Raw genomic sequence first — 23,437 nt, 5'->3', positions numbered from 1 at the left:
GATTAGAAAGTCCTAAAATCGAATCTCATGCGCTAAAAATGCATATTAAATCAGCAAGTTAACAAATAGATCGTTTTTGAATACAGGCAGCTCATGCAAGTTATTTGGTTACGAATTCAGATACCTCATGTACAAATGCTTATTTCAAATTCAGTAGCTCATGCAAATAGATTGGGTATGAAAACCACCCTCATGCAAATAATTTGGAACCCTCTTGTCAGCAAGCGGCCATTCTCATACAATCTCACAGAAGCAGACGACATGCTGAATAGCAAGGGTTACAGCAACTTGAAATGCTGTAACCGGGGGGAGGAAATCGATGCTAAATGTCGTTAGTTATGTCCGGGTTTCAACTCAAGGACAAGTCAAAGATGGCTACAGTCTGCAATATCAGGTTGATGAAATAAACCGATATTGCCAGGAAAACAACTGGAATCTGCTCCGAATTTACTAAGATCGGGGAATAAGCGGAGTGAAAGTCGATGAGGAAGGATTGACCGTTGAACGAGATGGTTTGCAGAACATGCTTGCTGATATCAGCCAGTTGAATATTCATGGAGTAATCGTCTTGAATACTTCGCGTCTTTGGCGTTCAGACATGGCGAAAGTCTTGATTCAGCGGGAACTAAAGCGGCATCAAGTGGATGTAAAGGCGATAGAGCAACCGAATTACAGCATTTATGCGTATGACCCAAACGATTTCTTGGTCAACGGTATGCTGGAACTGCTTGATCAGTATCAACAGCTTGAGATCGCTTTGAAGCTTGGCAGAGGAAGAAGAAAAAAGGCGGAACAAGGCGGCTACGCGGGTGGAGGAATCCCCTTCGGATACAAAGTGATCAAGGGCAATAAGCTGCTGATTGTCGATGATCGAAAAGCCGAGATTGTTAGAAGGTTGTTTGAACTGAAGCAACAGAATCCTCATTGGATATTGGCTCATTACGCAGACCAGCTGAACAAGGAAGGTTACACAACTGACCAAGGCAAAAGCTTCACCAAAGTGCAGATCAAACGGATTTTTGATCATGAACCCATATACCGGGGGACATATTCATTCGGCAATATTGAAGCGGTTGGTCAACATCAAGCCATCATCTAAAAAAAGATTTATTGTCTGCTTAAAAAATGAGCGGACTATTCTATATGTCAATTGAACCGAAAGAATGGATTGGCTGGCGTCTCAATGCGGGTCTTATGACTAACGCTCGAGCTGAGGTTGCCGACATTCTTTCCATCTCAATTGACATGGAGGGATTCAATGCGACATTACAAGGAAAAGCACATTTATGTTGGCGTGGATTTGCATAAGCATACTCATACCGCCGTCATTATCAACTGCTGAAATGAAAAGCTTGGAGAGATTCAATTCGACAACATACCCAATGCGTTCCCCGACTTTCTTCAGCAAGTAAAGAGCTTTGCTAAAAGAGGCGTAACCCCTCTTTTTTGGTCTTGAAGTTGTCGGTGGGTACGGGAGGTCTCTTGCCGTTTATCTGCTTGAAGAAAAGCAGAGGTGAAAGAAGTCAATACAGCACTGTCCTTTGCCGAACGAAAAAGCTACCCGACCACGCAGAAAAGCGATAGTTGGGATGCCGAATGTTTGGCAAAAATCCTTCTGAACAAGCTAGACATCCTGCCGGATGCCAATGTTCAAGATGTATATTGGACAATTGGTCAGTTCGTATCCCGAAGAACAGGTTTGATTAAGTCGCAAATCTCGTTGAAAAATCAGCTTCATGCCCGGCTCAGCCAACCACTATCCGAGCTACAAGAAGTTTTTCAGCGATATTGATGGCAAATGTGCGCTCGTCTTTTGGCATACCTCCCCTTCGCCGCAACTGCTCGAAGATATGACAGCGGAGGAATTGGCAAAAGTGTTGCGGAAGGCAAGCCATAATACCTGCTCCACGAAGAAGGCGGAGGAAATCATGGCATTAGTGAACCTGAGATTATCAGCATTACCGGGATTTCTTGGTTCAAAGCTTTGTGCGTTGGTGGAAACTTGGTGAAAAAACCAGTCCAAGGCCTCCCAAAATGAGAATAAGCGAACGTAATGCGAACGACAAAAATCCAGTAAAATCAAGGCTCCAGCCGACTATAACAGCCTCTATTATTCTCGCTTTTTGACCCGCATACGGTGCATGTGGAATGCTGTGTGTCGCTCGTAAGGAAGTAGTTGTAGACAGCAAAAATAGTCTGCCACTGAACACTTAAAGTCTGGCACTAAGCAAAATATGTTTGCCGCTGAGCCGGCCGGAATCAGGCATTTACCAATCCGATCCCCAATCACTCTTCTCAAGCTGTTTGAACGCTCTTTCCAATCGGTTTAACTCAATGAATTTCCCTCCCAACCTTGGTCTTCCCCTGTATTTTTCCCTGCCCTTTACATCAAACTTACTTTGCATTTTTTGTACTGTTTTCTGGTAATTTTTCTGGATTTTATCCTGTAGATCTCCGGTTTCAGCGGCAAACTTATTTGAATGAGGACAAATGGAATCATACCGAGTCATTTCTTTTTTAAAAAAGAGGTCAGTTTCCCCAACGAAACTGACTTTTATTATCGACAATTCCCGGTTTCTGTCGTATTATTCGATTACAGTCGGCATGGAATGGGTCCAATGAACTGTAAATATAGGTGTAATCTGTGGGTCTAAAGCACTCATTATGATCACCGGGCTGCAGCACCATCGTTACCGCTCCCTAATTACATGTCTAGGGGATTAAGATTTGATTGCAAATAACCACAGCACTGGAGTGAGCTTCTTATGTACTTAAGTGAAGAACAGATCGATTCATTGCTCTCTTATGTAGGTTATGGTGATTTTTCAAGACCGGACATCATTTTTCTTGCGAATGAGGGTGGACTTGGCGACAGGTCTGTCGAAGCGAATATTATGGACATTTGCGGACCGTTTAAGGCCAAACCGGAGTGTTGGGTCAATGGGGATGGGGCGAATGGATATTGGAAGGTGGGAGAGTGGGAGCCCGGAAGCATCGAGAGGGTGCCCGTCAGTCCTTTTCTTAGATTATGTTCCCGAATGGTTTTGGCATTGGAAGACAAGGATTCGTCGCCGCAAAAGTGGTTTCAACGCGGAGATCGTTCCGTAATCAATCATGTTAGGCGGTTCCTAAGCGAAGGTGGCCTGTATTCGAATCGCCCGGGTATCCGGACGGCTCTTTTGGACTGGAGACCGCTACCGCGAAATAATGAAAGATCCCCTTTACCTTATGAGAATGTGGAACAAAATCTTTATTTAAAAGCATTCAACTTCTCCGACAACGGGTCTGATAATCCTTACATAAGCTGGAGAGAGAAACGAATTAAAATTTTTAACGATTTGTTTCATATTTACCCCGTGCCTTTGGTGCTCTGTGTCGGCGATATCCCGGCTAAGAAACGACTTGCCGAGCATATATGGGGAATCCGGGAGTTCGATGAGATCGTATTGTCGCCCAGCGGCAAAAAGATATTCGTTTCAAAACAGAAGGTCGGTTTGGGGACGAAAATTATCTTAAGTCCCTTTTTCGGTTATGAGCATATGGGGTACGCAGGAGTACGCGACCTGACGGCGTATATTAGGGAAAATCTGATGAACGAGAATCGTTCCTGATGACGATGCAGATAAAGCCGGATACAGTCCGAGGCTTTATCTTTTTTATGTAACTGCAGTGGAGCAACGAAGGGGCCTATCCTAGATGAACTCAATCACTCGTGTATTAAGCATATGGAAGCAGTTGTCTTCGGGAATCTTTTTAAGCGTGGAACAGCTGTGTCATGAATACAATTGCAGCAAAGATACGATTCAGCGGGATATCCGGTATATCCGCGACGTGTTTGGCGTGTCGGTCGAATACGATTCCGTACGGAAGTCGTATGTGCTGACGGACAAAGAAAGCCTGCTTACCGTAGGCGAAGTCTTCTTCATTATCCTGATGCTGTACAACAGCCGAAGCTTGAACCGCGACGAGTGCACCGGGACGGTCGACCGTCTTATTCGAAGATTTTCTGCGGAAGAACAGTCGAAATTACGAAGGTTCTTTAACAGCTTTAATTATTACTATGAAGAAGTAACGACCGTCCCTCTACTGAAGAGCATTCAGATCTTATTCGAAAGCATTATGGAGCAAACGAAGGTGACGTTTCGGTATCCGCACCCGGCGAACAGGCGGCAGCTTGTATTAAGAGAGCTTTCCCCGGTCACGATCACCTACCATAAAGGCAGCTTTTTCTTGTTAGGCAAGCGGGAGGATCATATGTTGCGGCACTACCGGGTCGATCGGATGACGGACCTGCGGAAGACCGAAACGAAGTTTTATGTCGAGCAAGGAGCGGATTTTTTCCGGGTCGGGGAATACCACAATCGGTCGTTTAACATGTTCAGCGGGGAGGAGAAGAAGGTCCGGCTTCGCATTCCCTCTAACGTGGAGGAATATTTACGCCGAGAGTGTCCGGAGCTGCGGGTTGTTAGCCGGTCCGAGGACGGCGCTTCGCTCACGGTCGAGGTGACCGTTTTGGGCTATGAAGGCATTTTATTTTGGATCTTCTCACAGCAGGAATGGGTCGAGGTTCTCGCCCCGGAGGAGCTTCGGACGATCATGAGAGAGAAGCTTCGGCAAATGAATCATTTATATGAAAAATAATTATTGCAGCCGCATATGGTGCGGCACCCCCCTTCTATAATGAGTGAGTAAACAAACGACGTGGAAGGGGTTATGTGGATTGGATAAAAATTTGGTTGAGATTGTTGGGATGGTTCGGAAAGGGAAGATGGAGAGTTTGAACAGACTCATTGGATTCCGTAAAGACCGGCTCTACTATCAAAATCAAATGCTCCGCCATTTATCTCGAAAGCTGCAAGGGGAATTTTTATCCGAGCTCGGAGAGAAACCGTTCAATCAAAGGCTGCTTCAATCCGTTTATGACGTGATTATAGCATATTCGAAAGTTAATAGGGCAACGAATGAAATGCTGATTCGTGAAATCGAAATGCGGTTCAGAGCGTTTTGCTCGCTCAAAGCTTCATAGAGCGGTCTTCCCATCGCTCTTCTTCTCTTCACACCAATGGAAAGCGGGGAAACATAGATGACAAAACAATTGACGATTCGTCCGGCGGCTGTCGGGAAAGTAGAGGCCAATGTATACCTTAACCAGACCGCGAAGGGGTATTATGACAAGTTGGCCAAGCGGAGGCAGATGCTGATTGTGCTGCCCGGTTCGATGTTTACGGACAAGCATGCGGGCGGATGGATCCCGGATAATCTGGATGTGCTGACGCGCGAAGGATACCTTGAAAAGAAGGCCAACGGTTACCTGGTTCTGAAGCCGGTGTGCGGAAGTCCGAGCGGGACGGCAGCGGCCATACTGGGGAAAGACGGTCCTGGGAAGCCTAGCGGTTTTTTGCTCTGGACATTCCCGGACGGCAGAACGATTGCGGAAGCCGGTGAAAAACCGAAATGAGCGCCCGCTATGAGCTTGCGTGCGAATGCGGTTGGCATCGCAGCTATTGGTTGGGTGGGGACACATTCCTACGCGACGCCTACTCCGACCTTGAGCGGGAGCTGGCGTCTGAACAGCATCCCGAAGTAAGGCGGATGTGGGAAGCGCTCTTAAACAGCCCGCAGCTGCAGTTGGAGAAGCAGCGCCCTGACCGGAGCAAGCCGTATGTTCCCGCATTCCTTCACGGGAGAAGGGGGCTGCAAGCTTCGAGCAAGCCTTTTGTGTATTCGGGCTGGGAGCTGGGCGTTTGCCGGGAATGTGCGCAGGTCGAACGGTATCTGCACATTGTGACGGCCCAGACACCGGAGCAGGAGAAACTCCATCCTTCTTTATGCAGGGCGTGTGCGAATGAGGTGACGATCGTAACTGTGAACGATGTTCATTGTCCTGCGTGTTCTCGCCCGGTCGCAAGCAGAAGAAAAGCGATTGAATAACAAATGTGAAGCATGCGCCGGAAACGGCGCTTTTTGTATCTCGATTTGCTATGACAGACGAACAGAGAAGGAGAGATCGATATATCCGTTCACAATGGATTGAACGATGCGCTCCCCAGCCTTCTCATGAAGGCGGCGAGCGAAAGGCGTGTGGAGCTCGCCTCCAGGATGCTTGAGCATTCATCGGGGGATTTGACGGTGATGGTATGGGAAGCCATGCGCATGGCACCTTGGACGGATGACGAAATGGTGCGGCTGCTTCGGCGGCTTCCTATCGATCTCAACCAACCGCTGCCCAATCGGGCAACTTGGCTGACGCTGGCTGCATCTCAAGGGAAGTACGAAGCCGCCCAATATATGCTGCGGCAAGGGGCCGATCCCGAGCTTCCGAACGGACGCGGAGAAACGCCGCTGCTCAGCGCCATCCAAAGCAACAGCATCGAAATGATCGATATGCTGATTCGAAGCGGTGCGGACCCTCAGGCGAGGGATCGTCAAGGCCGGACGCCGCTCATGCTGGCGGCAGCCAGAGGAGCGCTAGCCCTTGTCCGATATTTTGCGGACATAGGCAATGGCCTGGAAGATCAAGACAAATTCCGGGGAACTCCATTAGCGCATGCAGCTAAAACAGCGAGTGTAGATACCGTGAAGTATTTGCTCGATAGGGGCTGCCGCCCCTGCGGCCTGCTGAAAGCATATATCATACGACGGCGATACGGCGCCATTCAGCTGCTGTTAGCGCGCGGCGCGGATCCGAATGAGCCCGACGCCAAATCCGGTGGCACGCCGCTGATGTATGCTTGCTGCGAGGGGGATGCAAGGATCGTAACGCTGCTGCTCTTATACGGTGCCGATCCGCATTTTATAACGAAGGAAGGGCAAACGGCGCTAATGTGTGCGGCGGAATTCGGTCATGAAGCGGTCATCGATATATTGCTGTCGAATGGAATAGCGCTATCTGCGCGGGATTCCGAGGGAAAGACCGCCGTAGATTACGCCGAGATGCAAGGCCACACCACTATCAAACGAAAGCTGCAAGCGTTGGGAGCTCGAAAGGGTGACGAGCGAATCGTTTATTTTACGAGGAGATGAGCCTGCATGGGATATTTGGTCTGGCGCGGCATGGAATGCTGTGCAACGTGCATTTATTGGGGCGGAAGAAGAAAGCTCGTACCGTACAACAAGGAGGAGGTTGAGGTTCAAGCGGAACAAGGTGCATGCAACGTAGATGGCGTCAATGGCCTAGCAGATACGTTCGCAAGCGCCTGCTGTACGTTCTGGGAGAAGATGTAGTATTAGAACGATAGGGCCGAATCAATGCGCAGCTTACGACACTGCAACGTGGCAGGGACCCGAGGAGCCTGACGCTTTACGATAAAATCATATGAGAGGGGTTCGATGGAATTGAAAACAAACGGCCGATTCGAGGTGCTGCATACGCTGGTGTTTTGGAAAAAAACATTGCATCGCCATGATTATCTGGGCTTTGTCTTAAAGGATCATAAAACTGGAGAAACCGCAGGTTATACGTTCGATGAAGCGTGGGAGCGGATCCGTTCGGAGGGGGGGACTAACGCGGTCGCCGAACAATCCGCTGACGGCAGCAGCAAGCGGCTGGAGCCCCGTCAAGACCTTCCGATCCCGCCGCTTCCGCGATTTAACGACGCGTCGTGGCATCTTTCCGTGTTTACAGCCGACCTGCAGCATCCGTATCCATTCTCGGATCAGCTGAAGAAGGCCGTCGACCGGGCAGTGGACGCGGATATCCGGTGGAATCTGGAGGTGCGCAAACGGAGATGGAAGCAGCAGGAGCGGTATCTTTACGACCATATGCATTCGGCGCCGGAGAAGGAGAAGCGGAAGACGGCGAAGGATTGGATTCGAAATGCCGCCCATATTGTCGTTCTCACCGGTGCGGGAATAAGCACGGAATCCGGCGTACCGGACTTCCGCTCGGGAGCGGGCGCGATTTCGGCGAACCCGTCGTACCTTGTGACAATGAGCGCGCCATACCGCGATGCGAATCCCGAGCAATTTTGGAAGAGCTTCACGCAACTATTAACGGATGCTATGGAAGAAATAATTCCAAACCATTCAAGAGCAGTGCTAAGCCGGGCTATAGGCTTCATTCAGCCGAATGCCGGTCATACCTTTTTTTCGCGATTGGAGAATATGGGCAAACAAATCTCCATAATCACCCAAAATGTCGACGATCTGCACGAGAAAGCAGGCAGCTTGGCCGTGATTCATCCGCACGGCGCCCTGCTGCGTTCCCGCTGTTCGGTATGCGGCGCAGAAGCGAATACGCTCGATATCATGAACCAGCCCGATGCGCCGGGGCTTCACTTTCGCGAAGGAAAGCGCTGTGAGGGGATTCTTCTTCCGGATGTCGTGTTGTTCGGCGATCCGGTGAAGCATTGGGAGCATGTGGGCGAGCTGGCGGAAAGCGCCGATCTGCTGATCGTTGCCGGGACCTCGCTTCAAGTGTCCCCGATGAACGAATTGCCGTGCCTTGCAAAGCATGCAAGGAAAATCATCATCAATCATGAACCGACGCCGCATGACGATCTATTTGATCTTGTCCTGAGCGGGCCGATCGGCGGCATATTGAAGGAGATCGAAGCGGCCATGGATCTGGAGTCAAGGCGCAAACCGGCGCCGCTGACGTGCGATGTATGCCGGACGAACGCCGCAGAAGGGGTGTATTCGTCAAGGATCGCACCCGTCTCCGCAGCATACTGCCAGCCGTGCATGAACCGCGGGGCGGAGCCCTATGGCATCCTCGTCACCAAGCTGGCCCTATTGCCGGATGCCGGGCGGAGTCCGAGACTAACGGCCGTTATCGAGTCGTCGCTTGAGATTGCGGGAAAAACGGGAGAACAACTCATGAACGACGTAACGCTGAGAAGGCAGCAAATGGAGAAAGAAAGGGACCGCAGCCATTGAAAAATAACAGATTCCAATCCAGGGTTATTTTGCCGCTTATGTATGACAGTCTTCAATTTCCAGGCGACGACGAGCTTCTGCTGGCCAAGCTCCATGATTTGTGGGGCTTTGTCAACCGGGACAACGAGGTGGTCATCCCCTTTCAGTTTGACGAAATCGAAGTCGCGCCCGGCGATACTTTTGTCCACGGGATGGTCCCCATTAGCAGGCATGGCAAGTGGGGGTTCATTAACCGCTTCGGGGAAACAATCATTCCGTTTCTGTACGACGAAACCCGCTATCCGTTTGAAACCATGATATGCGCCAAACGGTCGGGTAAATGGGGAGCCATGGATTTGAACGGGAAACCGCTGGTTCCTTATTCCTATGACGATTTGGCGGAAAGCGGTTTGGCGGATTGCCTGGCGGCCGAGCTGAATGGAAAGCTGGGAGTGATTCATACCCGGGGTGAAGTCGTGATTCCGTTCGCTTATGACGAGCTTCGATTCGAGGAGAATATGACGGTCGGGACGGCCAACCGTAACGGACGAAGCATGCTCGTGGATCGTTTCGGCCGGCCCATCGGCGGCGGCACGTTCGATGTGCTCGGTTATTTCAGCGAAGGACTTTGTCATGCCGCCCGGGACGGCCGATGGGGATATATCGACAGTAAGGGAGAGACGGTTCTGCCGTTCCAATACGATAAGGTGATGGGCGGATTTCATAACGGCTTTGCCAAGGTGATGCTCCAAGGCAAGTGGGGGATCGTCAATCCGTCGGGAGAACATATCCTATCCCCGATTTATGATGAAATCCGGTGGAACGACAAGGACGATCATATGGCGGCAAGGCTTCACGGGAAGTGGGGGGTGATCGACAGGCAAGCGAGGCCGATCCTTCCCTATAAGTATGATGCGGTCAGTCTCATCTATGATGGGATGGTTGCCGTCAAGCAGGAAGGGAAATACAGTCTGATCGATCTGCAAGGAAGCGAGCGGCTCCCGCGGAAATATGATCAGTTAGCCTTATTTCCGAATGGGTTATTGACCGCAAGCATTGGCGGCAAAACCGGTCTGATCGATACAACCGGTTATGAAATATTGCCTTGCGTCTACGATAACCTCTTCTGCCCGGGGCAAACCGTCATCGCCGCTATGGACATCCATTCCCGTCTGAAATATGGGGTGTTTGAGCTTTATTAAGAATTGCGAGGATCTCGGCCTATGATTAAGTTCCCGGTAAGTATGTGGAAGTATGCTGCGATGCAGTTATAAAACAGGGTTATCTACGAGGGAGGTATGAGCTTGACAACGATCATCGTGAATCATGACGTTTTACCGAAGCCTAGTACAGGGTTGATCAAGCTGGATGGCGAGTGCTACCGAATTGTCGATGAGAATTATGAGGATGAACTAGGGAGCGGCGCGCTGCTGGTACGCTGCTTGTCAGACAAGGATAAGTTGGATCGGAAAAGAACCGTATACCTGCTCCCGGAGGACTTACCCGAGTGGATTAAAGAAGGGGACCTTATACACTATATAGAGGGTGTTTGGTTGGTTGAAACCAATGCGCACGAAAACTTGTATGGCACATTTATCGCTTTGGTACCGATTGAGGATCCAGCATTTTATGAGCTCGAGCGTAAATGGCAAACAACGCCTGGCGTATCTCCGAATGAGGAGAATGGAAACGAAATCGTGAAGAGCCTTATGATCCAAGACCGAAGAGGCAATCCCAACGTAGTTGGTTACCTGTTGAAAAACAAGCAAACGGGAAAAGTAGAAGCCCTTTCTTACAGTGAAGCCTGGGACAAGGTCTATCAGGAGGGAGCTGTGAACGCGTATGCAACCATCAGCAAGCTGGGGGCGTTTCAGACCAAGCTACTGGATTCGGCGGAAGGGCTTCCTCCGTTTGACAGTAAGTTCTGGTTAACGGAGGCGCTCGATGCGAATGGATTGCCGAGATATGATTTTTCACAAAGTCTACAGATGGACATCAAAAAAATGATAAAAAAATAGCATCGCAGGCTAAATCCCTGACCGGTCCGGAAGTGGAATCAACATGAATGCAATTTATGCATCGAGACGATTACAGCGCGGCTTAATGCCTTGGCATTAAATTCATAACAATCATGGGGGGCCATCATATGAAATCTGTTCATGAGGATTTTATGAAGCTGATAGAAACGATTCTGGGTATTAAGGATGCCGGCGATAGAGTGGACAATATTCGTGAACCGTTAATGAATGTGGTAGGCAAATTAAATAACCTATTAAAACTATCAGGTAAGCCATCGGAATTCGTTGCCGAGACGGAGGGACAGCTGATCGGTCCGTTGCCGTTTCATTCTACCGCTCAGCCGTTCCGCTTCGTCTTTTTCGGATTAAATCCGAAGTATGCAGGGGATGTCACTGTGCGAGAAAAGCGAGCCGCTAAGAATGAATGGACATCGTACACTCATTTTTACAATAACAATTCGAAGCCTGAGCAGATCGCGCCGTTTCATCGAAACATCACCATGCTTATTCACTCCATATTAAGCAAAAAATTTATCGGGTGGGGTGATTTTAAAAAAGGTCTGAATAAAGAAGATACGATTCGGCATTATGTGGACTTTATTGGAAAATACCCTTTCGCTGTAGGGGAGTTTATTCCTTTTTACTCGGACAATACGGATGCTGTGAATTATGAGAGGCTGCAGGAAATATATAACGAAATGCCTGAACTGAAAGCGTATCATACGCTGCTAATTGAATCATTAAGTGCGCATATGGCGGATGATTGTTGCGTAGTGACGAATGGAAAAGGGATAACGGATATGTTTCTTAATGCTGAGGAAAAGAATTTGATTAAATTAGGTGGGGATAAAAAGCTAGGCTATACATTGCACAATTGGAGAGGTAGACCCTTAATCGCGCTGCATCAATTTCTACGTGTACAAGGTGGTCTATTAAATCGCTATGAGGACATAGCGCGAATGGTGGATAATGTTAGGGATACGTTCAAGGACAACGGTATAAGCTTGCCGCGGCTTTAGTAAGAAATGCTACTTTGATAAATGACTTTTGTGTTACAAACAAGTGTTCTATGATAATGTATTGTCAAATCAATCCGCAAATGGATAGGATACAACTCGGCATTAGAAAAGCGATAGAGCAGTTACGTCTTAGTAACGCGTATTTTTCGGAAATAACCATGCAGCACATAGATTCGGTGAACAGAGGCTTACTTGAGGTAACAAAAAGATTATTTGAAGATCATCGACAATTCCGTATGACATGATTCAGATCGTTCATTGGTCTGCTGTTTGCTCTTAATCAAAAGACGGCTTAAAACACATTCGATCAGGTTAGACGTTTCGTAGGCGGCAAGGTAATCCACGGTCTCCCGGTCCGTGTGCTCGTTCATGTAACCCGCAGACAGGTTCACGGAAGGAATGCTGAACATTTGCGACAAAATTTTGGCATCGCTGGAGCCGCCGGCGGTGACCTTCCAATCCACCATGCCGGTTAGCGGACCCGCTTCCTCAAGCAACCGCCCGTAGCCTTCGGTGACCTCCCACTTGCTGAATCATAGAAAAATAAAGAATTTTAGATTATTCCACTTTGCATTTAAGCCATAATCTGATAGGATATAAGAAATACGATAGATTTAGTAGGGATTAAAGAGGAGGCACCTTTCCATGCAAAAACTGACGCATCGGGATCAGCTTGATTCCCATGAAATGACGCATCTGGATCAGCTGGAGGCTGAAGCGATTTATATTATACGGGAAGTAGCGGCGGAATGTGAAAATCCCGTGATGCTGTATTCGATCGGGAAGGATAGCTCCGTGATGCTGCATTTGGCGCTGAAAGCTTTTTATCCCGAGAAGCCGCCATTCCCTTTCATGCATATTGATACAACGTGGAAGTTTAAAGAAATGATCGAATTCCGCGACCGCAAAGCGAAAGAATTTGGGATCGAAATGATCGTTCATTCCAATCAGGAAGGTATTGAACAAGGGATCAACCCGTTCGATCATGGCTCCGCGTATACGGATATTATGAAAACCCAGGCGTTAAAACAGGGATTGGACAAATACGGATTTACGGCTGCATTCGGCGGGGGAAGACGCGACGAGGAAAAATCGCGCGCGAAAGAGCGGATTTTTTCATTCCGGAATAAAAATCATGCATGGGATCCGAAAAACCAACGGCCGGAAATGTGGAAGCTTTTTAACACAAGAATCAATAAGGGAGAAAGCATTCGCGTCTTCCCGTTATCCAATTGGACGGAAAAAGATATATGGCAGTACATTCGAAGAGAGAACATTGATATTGTCCCTCTCTATTTTGCAAAAGAAAGACCGGTCCTCCAGCGCGATGGACATCTCATTATGGTGGATGACGATCGCTTGAAGCTCGAGCCCCATGAAAAAGTAGAGATGAAGAAGATGCGGTTCCGCACATTAGGCTGCTATCCTCTGACAGGCGGGATCGAGTCGGACGCCAATTCGCTGGACGCCATCATCGAAGAAACGCTTGGCGCGGTTTCATCCGAACGGACAAGCCGGGTTATCGACCAAGAGGCGGCTGGAAGTATGGAAAGACGTAAACGGGAGGGCTATTTCTAAAATGAAAAGTCTGCTTAAATTTATTACATGCGGAAGCGTGGACGACGGAAAGTCCACTTTAATTGGACATATGCTTTATGATGCGAAGCTCTTGTTCGCCGATCAAGAAAGAGCATTGGAACTGGATAGCAGACTGGGCAGCCGCGGCGGCAAAATTGACTACTCCCTGCTTCTTGACGGATTGCTGGCCGAGCGCGAACAAGGGATTACGATCGATGTGGCATACCGGTATTTCACGACGGATCACCGTTCCTTCATTGTAGCGGATACGCCGGGACATGAAGAATACACACGGAACATGGCAGTAGGCGCATCCTTTGCGGATCTGGCCGTCATTCTTGTGGACGCAACCAAAGGGGTCATTACCCAAACCAAGCGCCATGCCCGGATTTGTTCGCTCATGGGCATCAAACATCTTGTACTAGCCGTGAATAAAATGGATTTGGTCGGATTTGATCAAAGGAAATTCGAGCATATTAAAGAAGATTTCTTCCGAACGACCGCCGAATTCCGCCTTCAAAGCATCCAGGTGATCCCGGTTTCCGCTACGGAAGGGGATAACATTACCAAGAAATCGGAGAATACACCTTGGTATGAAGGCCTTCCATTGTTGTCGTATTTGGAACAAGTGGATGTTCATCAAACGGATGAAGCGAAGTCGTTTTTGATGCCGATTCAGCGCGTATGCCGACCGGATCATACGTTTCGCGGGTTTCAAGGCCAGATTGAGGCTGGGAGCATTGCGGTCGGCGATGAGGTGACGACGCTGCCAAGTCGTGAGAAGGCGAAGGTCAAACGGATCTTAGTGACGGACCAAGAAAGGGATTCAGCTTATGCGGGACAACCCGTAACGATTCAGTTGGATCGTGAGGTTGACGTTTCGCGGGGCTGTGTATTCACGACAGATCATCAAGTTAAAGAAGCGGATAGTTTTAGCGCCACGATTCTTTGGATGGATGATTCCGTACTGACGCCAGGTAAAAATTATTTGGTAAAGGTAGGGACGAAAATCCTGCCCGGCACCGTGACGGCCATTACGCATAAGATCGATATTAATACTGGAAATACGGTTCCGGCAGATCATATTGTCAAAAATGAATTGGCAACATGCGAGTTTTCTTTAACGGATAACATCGTATTTGATTCCTTTGAACAATATAAGAGCATCGGCGGGTTTATTCTGATCGATCGCGTAACCAATATGACATCGGCCTGTGGGGTCATTGACCAAGCCCTTCAAAGCTCCGACAGATCGTTACGGCTGGATACGGAAGTCACCAGAGATGTTCGCGCTGAGCAAAAGGGACAAAATCCGTTAACCCTTTGGTTCAACGGTGCGGTTTCGGAGCATGCTACCCTTGTGAAGGAAGTCGAGAAACGTCTGGTGTCGACAGGCTACCATACCATGTTGCTCGAGAATGGCCAGGGAGAATCGCCGCGGCGCTTGGCGGAGGTTGCCAAATTGATGAACGATGCGGGGCTTATTGCCTTAGTGTCGAATGATTCCCTGCTAGATACCGACAGCGTAATTGCGCGAGACATCATTGGCAAAGAATATATTGAAGTTTACGTCAACGGACCTGTTGCAGGCAGCTCGAGCACAAACGATGCCCATGGGAACCGGAAAATCGAAATCGATACAAGCCGGTCTTCCGTTGAAGAAGCGGCAAATGACGTAGTGAAACGAATTGTGAAATATTTAATTAATCAGTAGCAATAACAAGCTTGCAGTTGTACGATTCTTTTATTGATAATGCGAATCGCCGCGTCACAATAGTCTTGAAAAAAATAGTATCCCTGTATCATCGTGAATCGTGATGCAGGGATATTTTTCTTGTGTCCGCGGCACTGGGCATAGGGATTGATGAATTGAGCCAAAGGAACAAAGCCGTTCTCTCCCCAGAGGTCTGTATATCTCTTTCGAATCAATTTCCCCCATCATAAGTACTAGGCTGACAATAATCGACAGACATTTTTATTCCCCGCTTCTATACTATATTTGTTCTGCGCATGGCCTCCCCTACAAAGAAAGACTACCTTGCTTGATTCACCTACACTTCACATATCACATACATGCTCAAAGAGACCCTGAAGGAGTGACGACCACCATGTCCTTGCAGGACAAGGAAGCAAGTCCAAGTAAAGAAGAGCACGCGCTAACGGCACCTTCGATCTCGCTGCCCAAAGGAGGCGGGGCGATCCGCAGCATCGGCGAGAAGTTCGCATCCAATCCGGTCACGGGGACCGGTTCCATGACCGTTCCAATAGCCACCAGCCCAGGCCGCTCGGGCTTCGGCCCGCAGCTTTCCCTATCGTATGACTCTGGGGCGGGCAATGGGCCGTTTGGCATCGGGTGGGGTCTGTCGCTTCCCTCCATCACGCGCAAAACCGATAAGGGGTTGCCTCAGTACCGGGATGACCGGGATCAGGAGTCGGATGTGTTCATTTTGTCCGGTGCCGAAGATCTGGTGCCCGTGCTCGGACAGGATGCTCAGGGAAGCTGGAAGCGAGAGGAGCTGCCGCCGCGTACGGTAGACGGGACAAGCTATCTCATTCACCGCTATCGCCCGCGTGTTGAAGGACTGTTCGCCCGGATTGAGCGATGGACCAATGCGTCTAGGCCGGAGGATGTCTTTTGGCGTTCGATTTCGAAGGATAATGTCACCACCTGGTACGGCAGAAGCGAGCATTCGCGCATCGCCGATCCGGAGCATCCGGAACGCATTTTCAGCTGGCTCATCAGCGAGAGCTACGATGATAAGGGAAATGCGATCACCTATCGATACAAATCGGAAAATGGCGAAAATATCGATCTTTCGCTAGCTCACCAGCGAAATCGCGGCGATCGCTCGGATCCTCGCCGTACCGTCAACAAATACCTCAAGAATATCCGCTATGGGAATCATACGCCTTATTTTCCCGACCTCTTGTCAGACCGACCGTGGCCGGAGCCGCCGGACGATCATCATTGGTATTTTGAAATCGTGTTCGATTATGGCGAGCACGATGCGACCACCCCCACACCTCAAGAGACCGGCATATGGTCGTCTCGCCCGGACCCCTTCTCAGTTTACCGCTCAACGTTCGAAATACGTACCCACCGCCTATGTCAGCGCATACTGATGTTTCATCATATCCCGGATGATCCGGAAGGACAGAAAGGTTATGACGGTCTTGTTCGTTCGACGGATTTCACTTACCAGGCAGACAAAGAACGTTCCAATTCGCCTACACCGGTTTATTCCAAACTCATCAAAGTGACGCAAAACAGCTATCAGCTTACGGCAGACGGAAGCTATCTGACCGCGGCGCTGCCACCGGTGGAGTTCACCTACAGCGAAGCCGTCATTCAGGCGGAAGTGCATGAGATAGGCGACGATAGCCTCGCAAATGTACCGGTCGGGATCGACGGTACCAACTATTTGTTCGTCGACCTCGATGGCGAAGGGATGTCCGGCGTACTGACAGAGCAGGCGAATGCCTGGTTCTACAAACGCAACCTCAGCCCGACCAACCTGGTTGTCCGTGAGGATGGAGAACGCTTGGAGGCGAAGCTCGCGCCGATGGAGCTGGTGTCGCTGAAGCCTGAGATGTCGTTGGCGGGGCAAGCGCAGCTCCTCGATCTGGCAGGGAACGGCTGTCCGGATTTGGTGCAATATGCAGGCCCGACGTCAGGGTTTTACGAACGAACGATGGACGGGAAGTGGGAGCCGTTCGTACCGTTCGCCTCTACGCCCCATGTGAACTGGAGCGACCCAAATCTGAAGTTCATCGATCTGGACGGCGACGGACAAGCGGATATCTTGATCAGCGAGGACGACGCATTCATGTGGCATCGCTCGCTCGGCGAAGAAGGCTTTGAGGCGGCGCGGCGCAAGAGCAGACCGTGGGATGAAGAAAAGGGGCCGCACATCGTTTTTGCCGATGAAGAGCAATCCATTTACTTAGCGGATATGTCGGGCGACGGACTCACAGATATTGTGCGGATTCGTAACAAGGAGGTGTGCTATTGGTCTAATCTCGGCTATGGCTGCTTCGGTGCAAAGGTGACGATGGATCACGCGCCCCGGTTCGACCATGACGATCAATTCGATCCCGGCCGCATCCGGCTGGCCGATATCGACGGCTCGGGGACGACGGACATCGTATACCTAAGTTCCGGCGGGATTTATGTATATTTCAATCAGTGCGGTAACAGCTGGAGCGATCCGACAATGATCGGACATTTCCTCGCGCCCGATGATTTCACTCAGGTGCAAGTGGCGGATCTCCTCGGCAATGGAACGGCGTGCCTCGTCTGGTCATCCTCTTTGCCGTGCGATGCGCGAAGTCCGCTTCGTTACCTCAACCTGATTGGCGGGCAAAAGCCGCACCTGCTTGTAAAAACGGTCAACAACCTGGGCGCGGAGACGACGGTGGAGTATGCGCCTTCGACCAAGTTCTACCTGCTGGATAAGCAGGCCGGGAAGCCTTGGATCACCAAACTGCCCAGCCTGGTGCATTGCGTGGAGAAAGTGACGGTGCATGACAAGTGGCGCCAAACCACATTCACAACCACTTACAGTTACCACCACGGATACTTTGACGGGCCGGAGCGCGAGTTTCGCGGTTTTGGCCGCGTGGAACAGGTCGATGTGGAGAGCTACGGCAAGTTTGCCGGGGGCAACGCAAGCAGTCCCTACATCACCGGCGACCAGACGCTGTATCAGCCGCCTGTCAAAACGGTGACCTGGTATCATACCGGGGCTTTTTTCGAAGACCGACGCATACTTGAACAGTTTAAAGAAGAGTATTTTCCAAACGGCATTCAAAATGAGCATACGGGTGCGCAATTGCTTGGTGCATTCCAAGAGAATGTATTGCCCGAGCCTGACCTTGATGCACTGAACCTGAATGCCGACGAATGGCGCGAAGCGCTGCGCGCCTGCAAGGGCATGATGCTCCGGCAAGAGGTATATGAGCTTGACGTGGACTTGCTGGCCGCCGGCACGCATAAACCGGTCAAGCTATTCACGGCTGCCTGCCGTAACGCTCACATTCATCTCGTACAGCCGAAAGCAGCCAATCCGCATGCGGTGTTTCACGTCACCGAGAGCGAAGCGATCACTTACCACTATGAGCTGGACATGCGCGATGAACAGCTGAAGCCGGATCCGCGCATCGTTCATACGCTCAACTTGAGCGTTGACGAATACGGCAACGTCCGGCAATCGGTCACGGCGGTCTATCCTCGCCTGGGCGAGTATGCGGATGCCGCCTTGAAGGCCGATGCACTGGAGCTGATCCGGCACGTGCAGTCCGAACGGCATATGTCCTATACCGAGACGCGTTACACCAACGACGTGCTCGATCCGGACAGCTGCCGGCTGCGACTGCCCTGCGAGGTGATGACGTATGAGGTTACCAGCATCCCGGTCACGGATCGCTACTTTACGCTCCATAAGCTGCGCGCCTGCAAATTGAGCGACCACTACCAGGACAGCGGCATGGAAGTTGAAGAGATCGCCTACCATAGGTTGCCGGACGGCGTCTCGCCGCAAAAGCGCATCGTGGAGCATACCCGCACGCTGTTCTTTGACACTGCGCTGGATAGGCCGCTGATGCTGGGGCAGTTGAATGCGCTCGCTTTGACGTATGAAACCTACAAGCTCGCACATACCGATGACCTACTGGGCATCGTGTTTGGGAACAAGATCGGCACGGACGTCCTAGCGGCGCTGACGGACAAGAAGACAAGCGGCTACCTAAACGGTGCCGACTTGGCTGTACGTTTCGGCGAGAATTCGACCGGTCAGTATTGGATGTGCTCGGGTGTAGCCGGCTTTCACGCAGACGCCCCACAGCACTTCTTTTTGCCTGAGCGGTTCACCGATCCCTTTGGGAATCTGACGACATTGACTTATGACCCGCGGGATCTTTACATCCAGTCCAGCACCGACGCGCTGGGCAGCCGGACCGAGGTTGTCGAGTTCGACTTCCGCGTGCTAGCCGCATGTCGGATGAAGGATGCAAACGATAATGTTTCGGAAGTGCGGTTCGATATTTTGGGCATGCCCGCCGTAATGGCGGTAATGGGCAAGGGCACGGAAGCCGACAGTCTGAACGGCTTTGATGACGCAAACCTGAACTTGGACTCGGATACTCTGCAAAAGTTTTTCATCTTACAAGACTATGACGAGGCTTATGCGAAACAGCTGCTGAAGCGTGCAAGCATGCGGCATGTGTATTATTTCGGCGAAAATGTCCAAAACGGCGTGGTCGTCTGGGGGCAGCAGCCTGCCTGCGCTTGCACCATCCAGCGTGAGCGGCACGCGGCTGACGAACCGGACAGCCCGGTGCAGTGCGGCTTTGAGTACTCGGACGGGACGGGCAGCGTGCTGGTGAACAAGGTGCAAGCCGAGCCGAAACAGCCCGGCGGGACTTTGCGTTGGGTCGCCAGCGGCAAAACGATCCTTAACAACAAAGGGAAGCCGGTTAAACAGTATGAGCCGTATTTCAGCCCGCCGGCGGTCGGACATCGCTTCGAGGAGCCTATCGAAGTAGGCGTGACACCGGTGGTCTATTATGACGCGATCGGAAGGACGATACGTACGGAAGCGCCGGACGGTTCCTACAGCCGTGTTGAGTTTTCACCGTGGTATGCGGCCCATTACGATGCCAACGACACGGTAAAGGAAGCCGGCAACGCCTGGTTTGCCGCGATGAGTGCGCCCACCGCCTCCACGGAGGAGCGGCGCGCTGCCCGGCTCGCCGCCGAGCATGCGGATACGCCTGCGGTGACGATACTCGACAGTCTCGGGCGCGAGGTGGTCACGATCGCTCACAACCGGGTGATATCGAATGATGCAACGGTGGACGAGAAATATGTGACGTTCACCAAGCTGGATGCCGAAGGCAAGCCGCTGTGGGTGCAAGACGCGCGTGGCAACCGGGTGATGCAATACATTACGCCGCAGCTGCAGGGCGGTTTTCACCCGTTCAATGACTCGAACAATTTGCATCCGCAAGGCTTTTCGCCGTGCTACGACTTGGCAGGCCGGCCGCTGTTTCAGCACAGCATGGATGCGGGCGACCGCTGGATGCTGAATGATGCGGCGGGTAAGCCGATGTTCGTCTGGAACAGCCGCTTGTTCCTAACCAGGATGACTTACGATGAATTGCAGCGTCCGATCGGCTCCTTCGTCACTGGTGCCGATCCTGCGCGGGAAATTCAATTTGCAAGGCTTGTATACGGCGAAGGGCAGGAGAACGATAAGCAGCACAACCTGCGCGGCAAGCTGTACAAGCAATACGACACGGCGGGTTTGGTTACCAGCGAGGCTTATGACTTCAAGGGGAATCCGCTGCGCATGGTGCGCCAGATGACGGCGGATTACAAATCGACCCCGGATTGGTCGCGGAATCCGGCATTGGAAGCGGAAGCGTTTACTACTGGCACTCGTTACGACTCGCTGAACCGGCCGGTCCAAATCATCGCGCCGCACAGTACAGCGGCCCCTATGCAGCGCATCAACATCACCCAGCCGGTCTACAATGAGGCCGGGCTGCTGGAGCGGGTGGACGTGTGGCTTAGTCAACCGGTCGAACCGACAGCGCTGCTTGCCGCTCCTACGGCAAGCCAGCAGCCGGTGAAGAACATAGCCTACAACGCCAAAGGGCAGCGTGTGCTTTTGCGATACGGCAACGGTTCGGAGACCGGTTACGACTATGATACGAGGACCTCTCGGCTAAAGCGGCTGAAGACCACTCGCGCGAGTGACGGCGCGCTATTGCAGGACCTGAATTACATCTACGACCCGGTAGGCAACGTCACTCGGATTCGCGACAACGCCCAGGATCTTGTGTTTCATAGCAACCAGTGTGTGCTTCCGGGAGCGGAATACCGCTACAATGCGTTGTATAGGCTGATCGCAGCCAGCGGACGCGAGCACAAGGGCAATGGCCGGCCATATGATGGGGACGAAAGCTCCCGCTTTGTGCCCAAGCTGCCTAATGACTGCCAGGCGCTGCAGAATTACGTCGAGACGTATCACTATGACGAGGTCGGTAACATCATGCAAATGGTTCATCGCGCAGGAAGCAGCCCGGAGCAGCCGGGGCAGGTGATTTGGAACCGGCGTTACCAATATGCATGGGACAGCAACCGCTTGCTCGCCACCAGCGTGCCTGACGATTCTGACAACTTGCCGGGCTATGTCGCATCACCAGGCGGATACAGCGCTAAATATGCTTATGACTTGCATGGCAACATGACGGCGATGCCGCACTTGCAACAAATGAATTGGGACTTCAAAGACCAGTTAAGCTCAACGACGAGGATGGTTACCAGCGACAACCCGCCATCCGGTACTGCACCCGCAGCTACTTACTATGTCTATGATGCGGCGGGCCAGCGCGTCCGTAAAGTGACCGAAACGCAAGCCGGCACACGAAGCAAGCAGCGCCTTTATCTCGGCGGGTATGAGGTGTATCGCGAATACAGCGGCGGCACGGTCGAGTTGGAGCGCGAAACGCTGCATGTGATGGACGATAAGCAGCGAGTGGCTTTGATTGAGTCACAGACGATCAAAGATCAAACTCTGATCGTTAGCCCACAGCCCCTTGTTCGCTACCAGCTCGGCAACCATCTCGGCTCTGCAAGCCTGGAATTGGATGAGAACGCTGCCGTGATTACCTATGAGGAGTACACGCCCTATGGCAGCACCGCTTACTGTGCCGGACGAAGCGCCGCCGAGGTGAGTTTGAAACGTTACCGCTACACTGGCAAGGAGCGGGACGAGGAGACGGGGTTTAGCTATCACGGCGCGAGGTATTACGCTCCTTGGGTGGGGAGGTGGACGAGCTGTGATCCGATTGGGATTAGGGACGGGACCAACATATACCAATACGTTCAGAGCAACCCTGTTCGATGGGTGGATCCTAAAGGTACGCAAACGCAATCTAAGAGTGCCGAACATTTCGCTGCCGGAAAAGCATGGGAGAGAAAGGTTCTGGACTTAGTCAAAGAGAGAATACCGACGGTAGAGCAAGTCACGGTCAAGGCTACAATTGACGGAAAGGAAGTCGAGTCCGTTCTTGACGGCCTCGGGTTAGATAAAAAAGGCTGGATCGTGATCGAATCGAAACTGAGTGCGGAAACGGAGCTTACCGAATCGCAGAAGAAGATAAGAGACCACCTGTTGTCCGGTAAGGCCGTAACCATATCGGCAACCGATAAAGCGAAGGTCGCTGAGATTGCAGATAAGCTCAAGGTAAGTCCGAATACTCAAATATCAACATCACGATATGAGATCATTCGAAGAGGGAATGTAGGTAAAGTTCTTTCGGAACTGGAAGTTATTCCGAAAGGGTACGGAACCATTCTGCACTCTTCGGGAGAAGTATCCGTACATTCGCAAGGGGAGATGCAAATCATAGCAACCGTCATGCGGAACCATCCCGGTATGGATACCAAAACCGCTGTCAAATTGGTGCAAAGGGCGATGAAAGAACAAGAGCTGGCGAACAACAACGTTCATCGTGTGCAGCAAATGCTGAAGACGAACATTAATCAGAATGCGGAAGCCCAGGCTCATGGCGAAGTAAGAATGAGCATCGCTGCAGGAGGCACCATCAATACGTTGGCCGCGTTCGGCCAAATCCTTAATCTTGGAGGCGGTATGTTTTACGGTGCTTTCGGTGGAGTTGCTAAAGCTGGGGGGGCGACTGCAACGAACGGCGTAGGTACCACTGCATCGACCGTTGTACGCGTACGAATCGCTGAAGGTGTGGGTGTAGAAACAACCGGCGTACGCATAGGAGGCGTACGAATCGCCGAGGGAGTCGGTGTAGAAGCGGTTGAGGAGGAAATTACGCAACAAGTGTTAAAACGCATGATCATCCCACCTCCGCAATGACAGGAGCTTTGCAGCGAATATGGCCGATCCGGATACCTATCGTTAAAAAAAACGGGCAAGGATACAGCGG

16 protein-coding genes and 1 pseudogene are annotated in these 23,437 nt (G+C 51.1%); 16 read left to right on the top strand and 1 reads right to left on the bottom strand.

Annotated elements, in window-relative coordinates:
• The first annotated feature begins 319 nt into the window (after positions 1 to 319).
• From KXG62_RS23535 to KXG62_RS23475, 13 genes and pseudogenes are all read left to right on the top strand, one after another.
• Positions 320 to 1,099, top strand: a pseudogene (locus KXG62_RS23535) (recombinase family protein).
• A 414-nt stretch (positions 1,100 to 1,513) separates the two neighbouring features.
• The gene (locus tag KXG62_RS34190) at positions 1,514 to 1,792 is read left to right on the top strand and encodes an IS110 family transposase (protein ID WP_246627608.1); all 279 of its coding nucleotides are present in this window, start codon (positions 1,514 to 1,516) and stop codon (positions 1,790 to 1,792) included.
• Between the two features lie 973 nt (positions 1,793 to 2,765).
• The gene (locus tag KXG62_RS23525; RefSeq protein WP_218094465.1) at positions 2,766 to 3,611 is read left to right on the top strand and encodes a hypothetical protein; all 846 of its coding nucleotides are present in this window, start codon (positions 2,766 to 2,768) and stop codon (positions 3,609 to 3,611) included.
• A gap of 85 nt (positions 3,612 to 3,696) precedes the next feature.
• On the top strand, positions 3,697 to 4,641 hold the full coding sequence (locus tag KXG62_RS23520; RefSeq protein WP_218094464.1) for a helix-turn-helix transcriptional regulator: 945 nt from the start codon (positions 3,697 to 3,699) through the stop codon (positions 4,639 to 4,641).
• 79 nt (positions 4,642 to 4,720) lie between these two features.
• On the top strand, positions 4,721 to 5,026 hold the full coding sequence (locus tag KXG62_RS23515) for a hypothetical protein (protein WP_218094463.1): 306 nt from the start codon (positions 4,721 to 4,723) through the stop codon (positions 5,024 to 5,026).
• A gap of 57 nt (positions 5,027 to 5,083) precedes the next feature.
• A complete protein-coding gene (locus KXG62_RS23510; RefSeq protein WP_218094462.1) occupies positions 5,084 to 5,458 on the top strand; it encodes a hypothetical protein in 375 nt (124 codons plus the stop codon).
• Positions 5,455 to 5,931, top strand: coding sequence for a hypothetical protein (locus KXG62_RS23505; RefSeq protein ID WP_218094461.1), 477 nt, complete (start codon positions 5,455 to 5,457; stop codon positions 5,929 to 5,931). The genes KXG62_RS23510 and KXG62_RS23505 overlap by 4 nt, the downstream gene beginning before the upstream one ends.
• Before the next feature lie 168 nt (positions 5,932 to 6,099).
• Positions 6,100 to 7,023: an ankyrin repeat domain-containing protein gene (locus tag KXG62_RS23500; RefSeq protein ID WP_218094460.1), complete on the top strand. Its 924-nt coding sequence runs from the start codon at positions 6,100 to 6,102 to the stop codon at positions 7,021 to 7,023.
• A gap of 6 nt (positions 7,024 to 7,029) precedes the next feature.
• The gene (locus KXG62_RS23495) at positions 7,030 to 7,224 is read left to right on the top strand and encodes a hypothetical protein (protein ID WP_218094459.1); all 195 of its coding nucleotides are present in this window, start codon (positions 7,030 to 7,032) and stop codon (positions 7,222 to 7,224) included.
• 105 nt (positions 7,225 to 7,329) lie between these two features.
• A complete protein-coding gene (locus KXG62_RS23490; protein ID WP_218094458.1) occupies positions 7,330 to 8,877 on the top strand; it encodes a Sir2 family NAD-dependent protein deacetylase in 1,548 nt (515 codons plus the stop codon).
• A complete protein-coding gene (locus KXG62_RS23485) occupies positions 8,874 to 10,058 on the top strand; it encodes a WG repeat-containing protein (protein WP_218094457.1) in 1,185 nt (394 codons plus the stop codon). The genes KXG62_RS23490 and KXG62_RS23485 overlap by 4 nt, the downstream gene beginning before the upstream one ends.
• 102 nt (positions 10,059 to 10,160) lie before the next feature.
• Positions 10,161 to 10,874, top strand: a complete 714-nt coding sequence (locus KXG62_RS23480) for a hypothetical protein (protein ID WP_218094456.1) — start codon at positions 10,161 to 10,163, stop codon at positions 10,872 to 10,874.
• Between the two features lie 128 nt (positions 10,875 to 11,002).
• Positions 11,003 to 11,893, top strand: a complete 891-nt coding sequence (locus KXG62_RS23475; RefSeq protein WP_218094455.1) for a hypothetical protein — start codon at positions 11,003 to 11,005, stop codon at positions 11,891 to 11,893.
• 209 nt (positions 11,894 to 12,102) lie between these two features.
• Here the strand turns inward: KXG62_RS23475 and KXG62_RS23470 are convergent, their stop codons facing one another.
• Positions 12,103 to 12,390 carry a hypothetical protein gene (locus KXG62_RS23470; protein WP_218094454.1) on the bottom strand — a complete coding sequence of 96 codons (288 nt, stop codon included), beginning with the start codon at positions 12,388 to 12,390 and terminating at the stop codon, positions 12,103 to 12,105.
• Positions 12,391 to 12,538: 148 nt separating this feature from the next.
• Here KXG62_RS23470 and cysD point away from each other — a divergent pair, with 148 nt between their 5' ends.
• The 3 genes from cysD to KXG62_RS23455 all read left to right on the top strand — a co-directional run bounded on the left by cysD (position 12,539) and on the right by KXG62_RS23455 (position 23,367).
• Positions 12,539 to 13,471 (top strand): sulfate adenylyltransferase subunit CysD, encoded by a 933-nt coding sequence (cysD, locus tag KXG62_RS23465; RefSeq protein WP_218094453.1) that lies wholly within the window; start codon positions 12,539 to 12,541, stop codon positions 13,469 to 13,471.
• A 1-nt stretch (position 13,472) separates the two neighbouring features.
• A complete protein-coding gene (locus KXG62_RS23460; RefSeq protein WP_218094452.1) occupies positions 13,473 to 15,185 on the top strand; it encodes a GTP-binding protein in 1,713 nt (570 codons plus the stop codon).
• Between the two features lie 394 nt (positions 15,186 to 15,579).
• Complete coding sequence (locus tag KXG62_RS23455) at positions 15,580 to 23,367, top strand: SpvB/TcaC N-terminal domain-containing protein (protein WP_218094451.1); 7,788 nt, start codon at positions 15,580 to 15,582, stop codon at positions 23,365 to 23,367.
• Positions 23,368 to 23,437 lie beyond the last annotated feature (70 nt).

Source organism: Paenibacillus solanacearum, assembly GCF_910593845.1.
Taxonomy (GTDB): domain Bacteria; phylum Bacillota; class Bacilli; order Paenibacillales; family NBRC-103111; genus Paenibacillus_G; species Paenibacillus_G solanacearum.
The sequence above is the reverse complement of the archived record's forward strand: the minus strand, read 5'-3'. Positions and strand labels throughout refer to the sequence as shown.

Coding starts and splice junctions, on each gene's coding strand:
- KXG62_RS23525 (WP_218094465.1), top strand. CDS start 2,766: ATGTACTTAAGTGAAGAACAGATCGATTCATTGCTCTCTTATGTAGGT.
- KXG62_RS23520 (WP_218094464.1), top strand. CDS start 3,697: ATGAACTCAATCACTCGTGTATTAAGCATATGGAAGCAGTTGTCTTCG.
- KXG62_RS23510 (WP_218094462.1), top strand. CDS start 5,084: ATGACAAAACAATTGACGATTCGTCCGGCGGCTGTCGGGAAAGTAGAG.
- KXG62_RS23505 (WP_218094461.1), top strand. CDS start 5,455: ATGAGCGCCCGCTATGAGCTTGCGTGCGAATGCGGTTGGCATCGCAGC.
- KXG62_RS23500 (WP_218094460.1), top strand. CDS start 6,100: ATGCTTGAGCATTCATCGGGGGATTTGACGGTGATGGTATGGGAAGCC.
- KXG62_RS23495 (WP_218094459.1), top strand. CDS start 7,030: ATGGGATATTTGGTCTGGCGCGGCATGGAATGCTGTGCAACGTGCATT.
- KXG62_RS23490 (WP_218094458.1), top strand. CDS start 7,330: ATGGAATTGAAAACAAACGGCCGATTCGAGGTGCTGCATACGCTGGTG.
- KXG62_RS23475 (WP_218094455.1), top strand. CDS start 11,003: ATGAAATCTGTTCATGAGGATTTTATGAAGCTGATAGAAACGATTCTG.
- cysD (WP_218094453.1), top strand. CDS start 12,539: ATGCAAAAACTGACGCATCGGGATCAGCTTGATTCCCATGAAATGACG.
- KXG62_RS23460 (WP_218094452.1), top strand. CDS start 13,473: ATGAAAAGTCTGCTTAAATTTATTACATGCGGAAGCGTGGACGACGGA.
- KXG62_RS23455 (WP_218094451.1), top strand. CDS start 15,580: ATGTCCTTGCAGGACAAGGAAGCAAGTCCAAGTAAAGAAGAGCACGCG.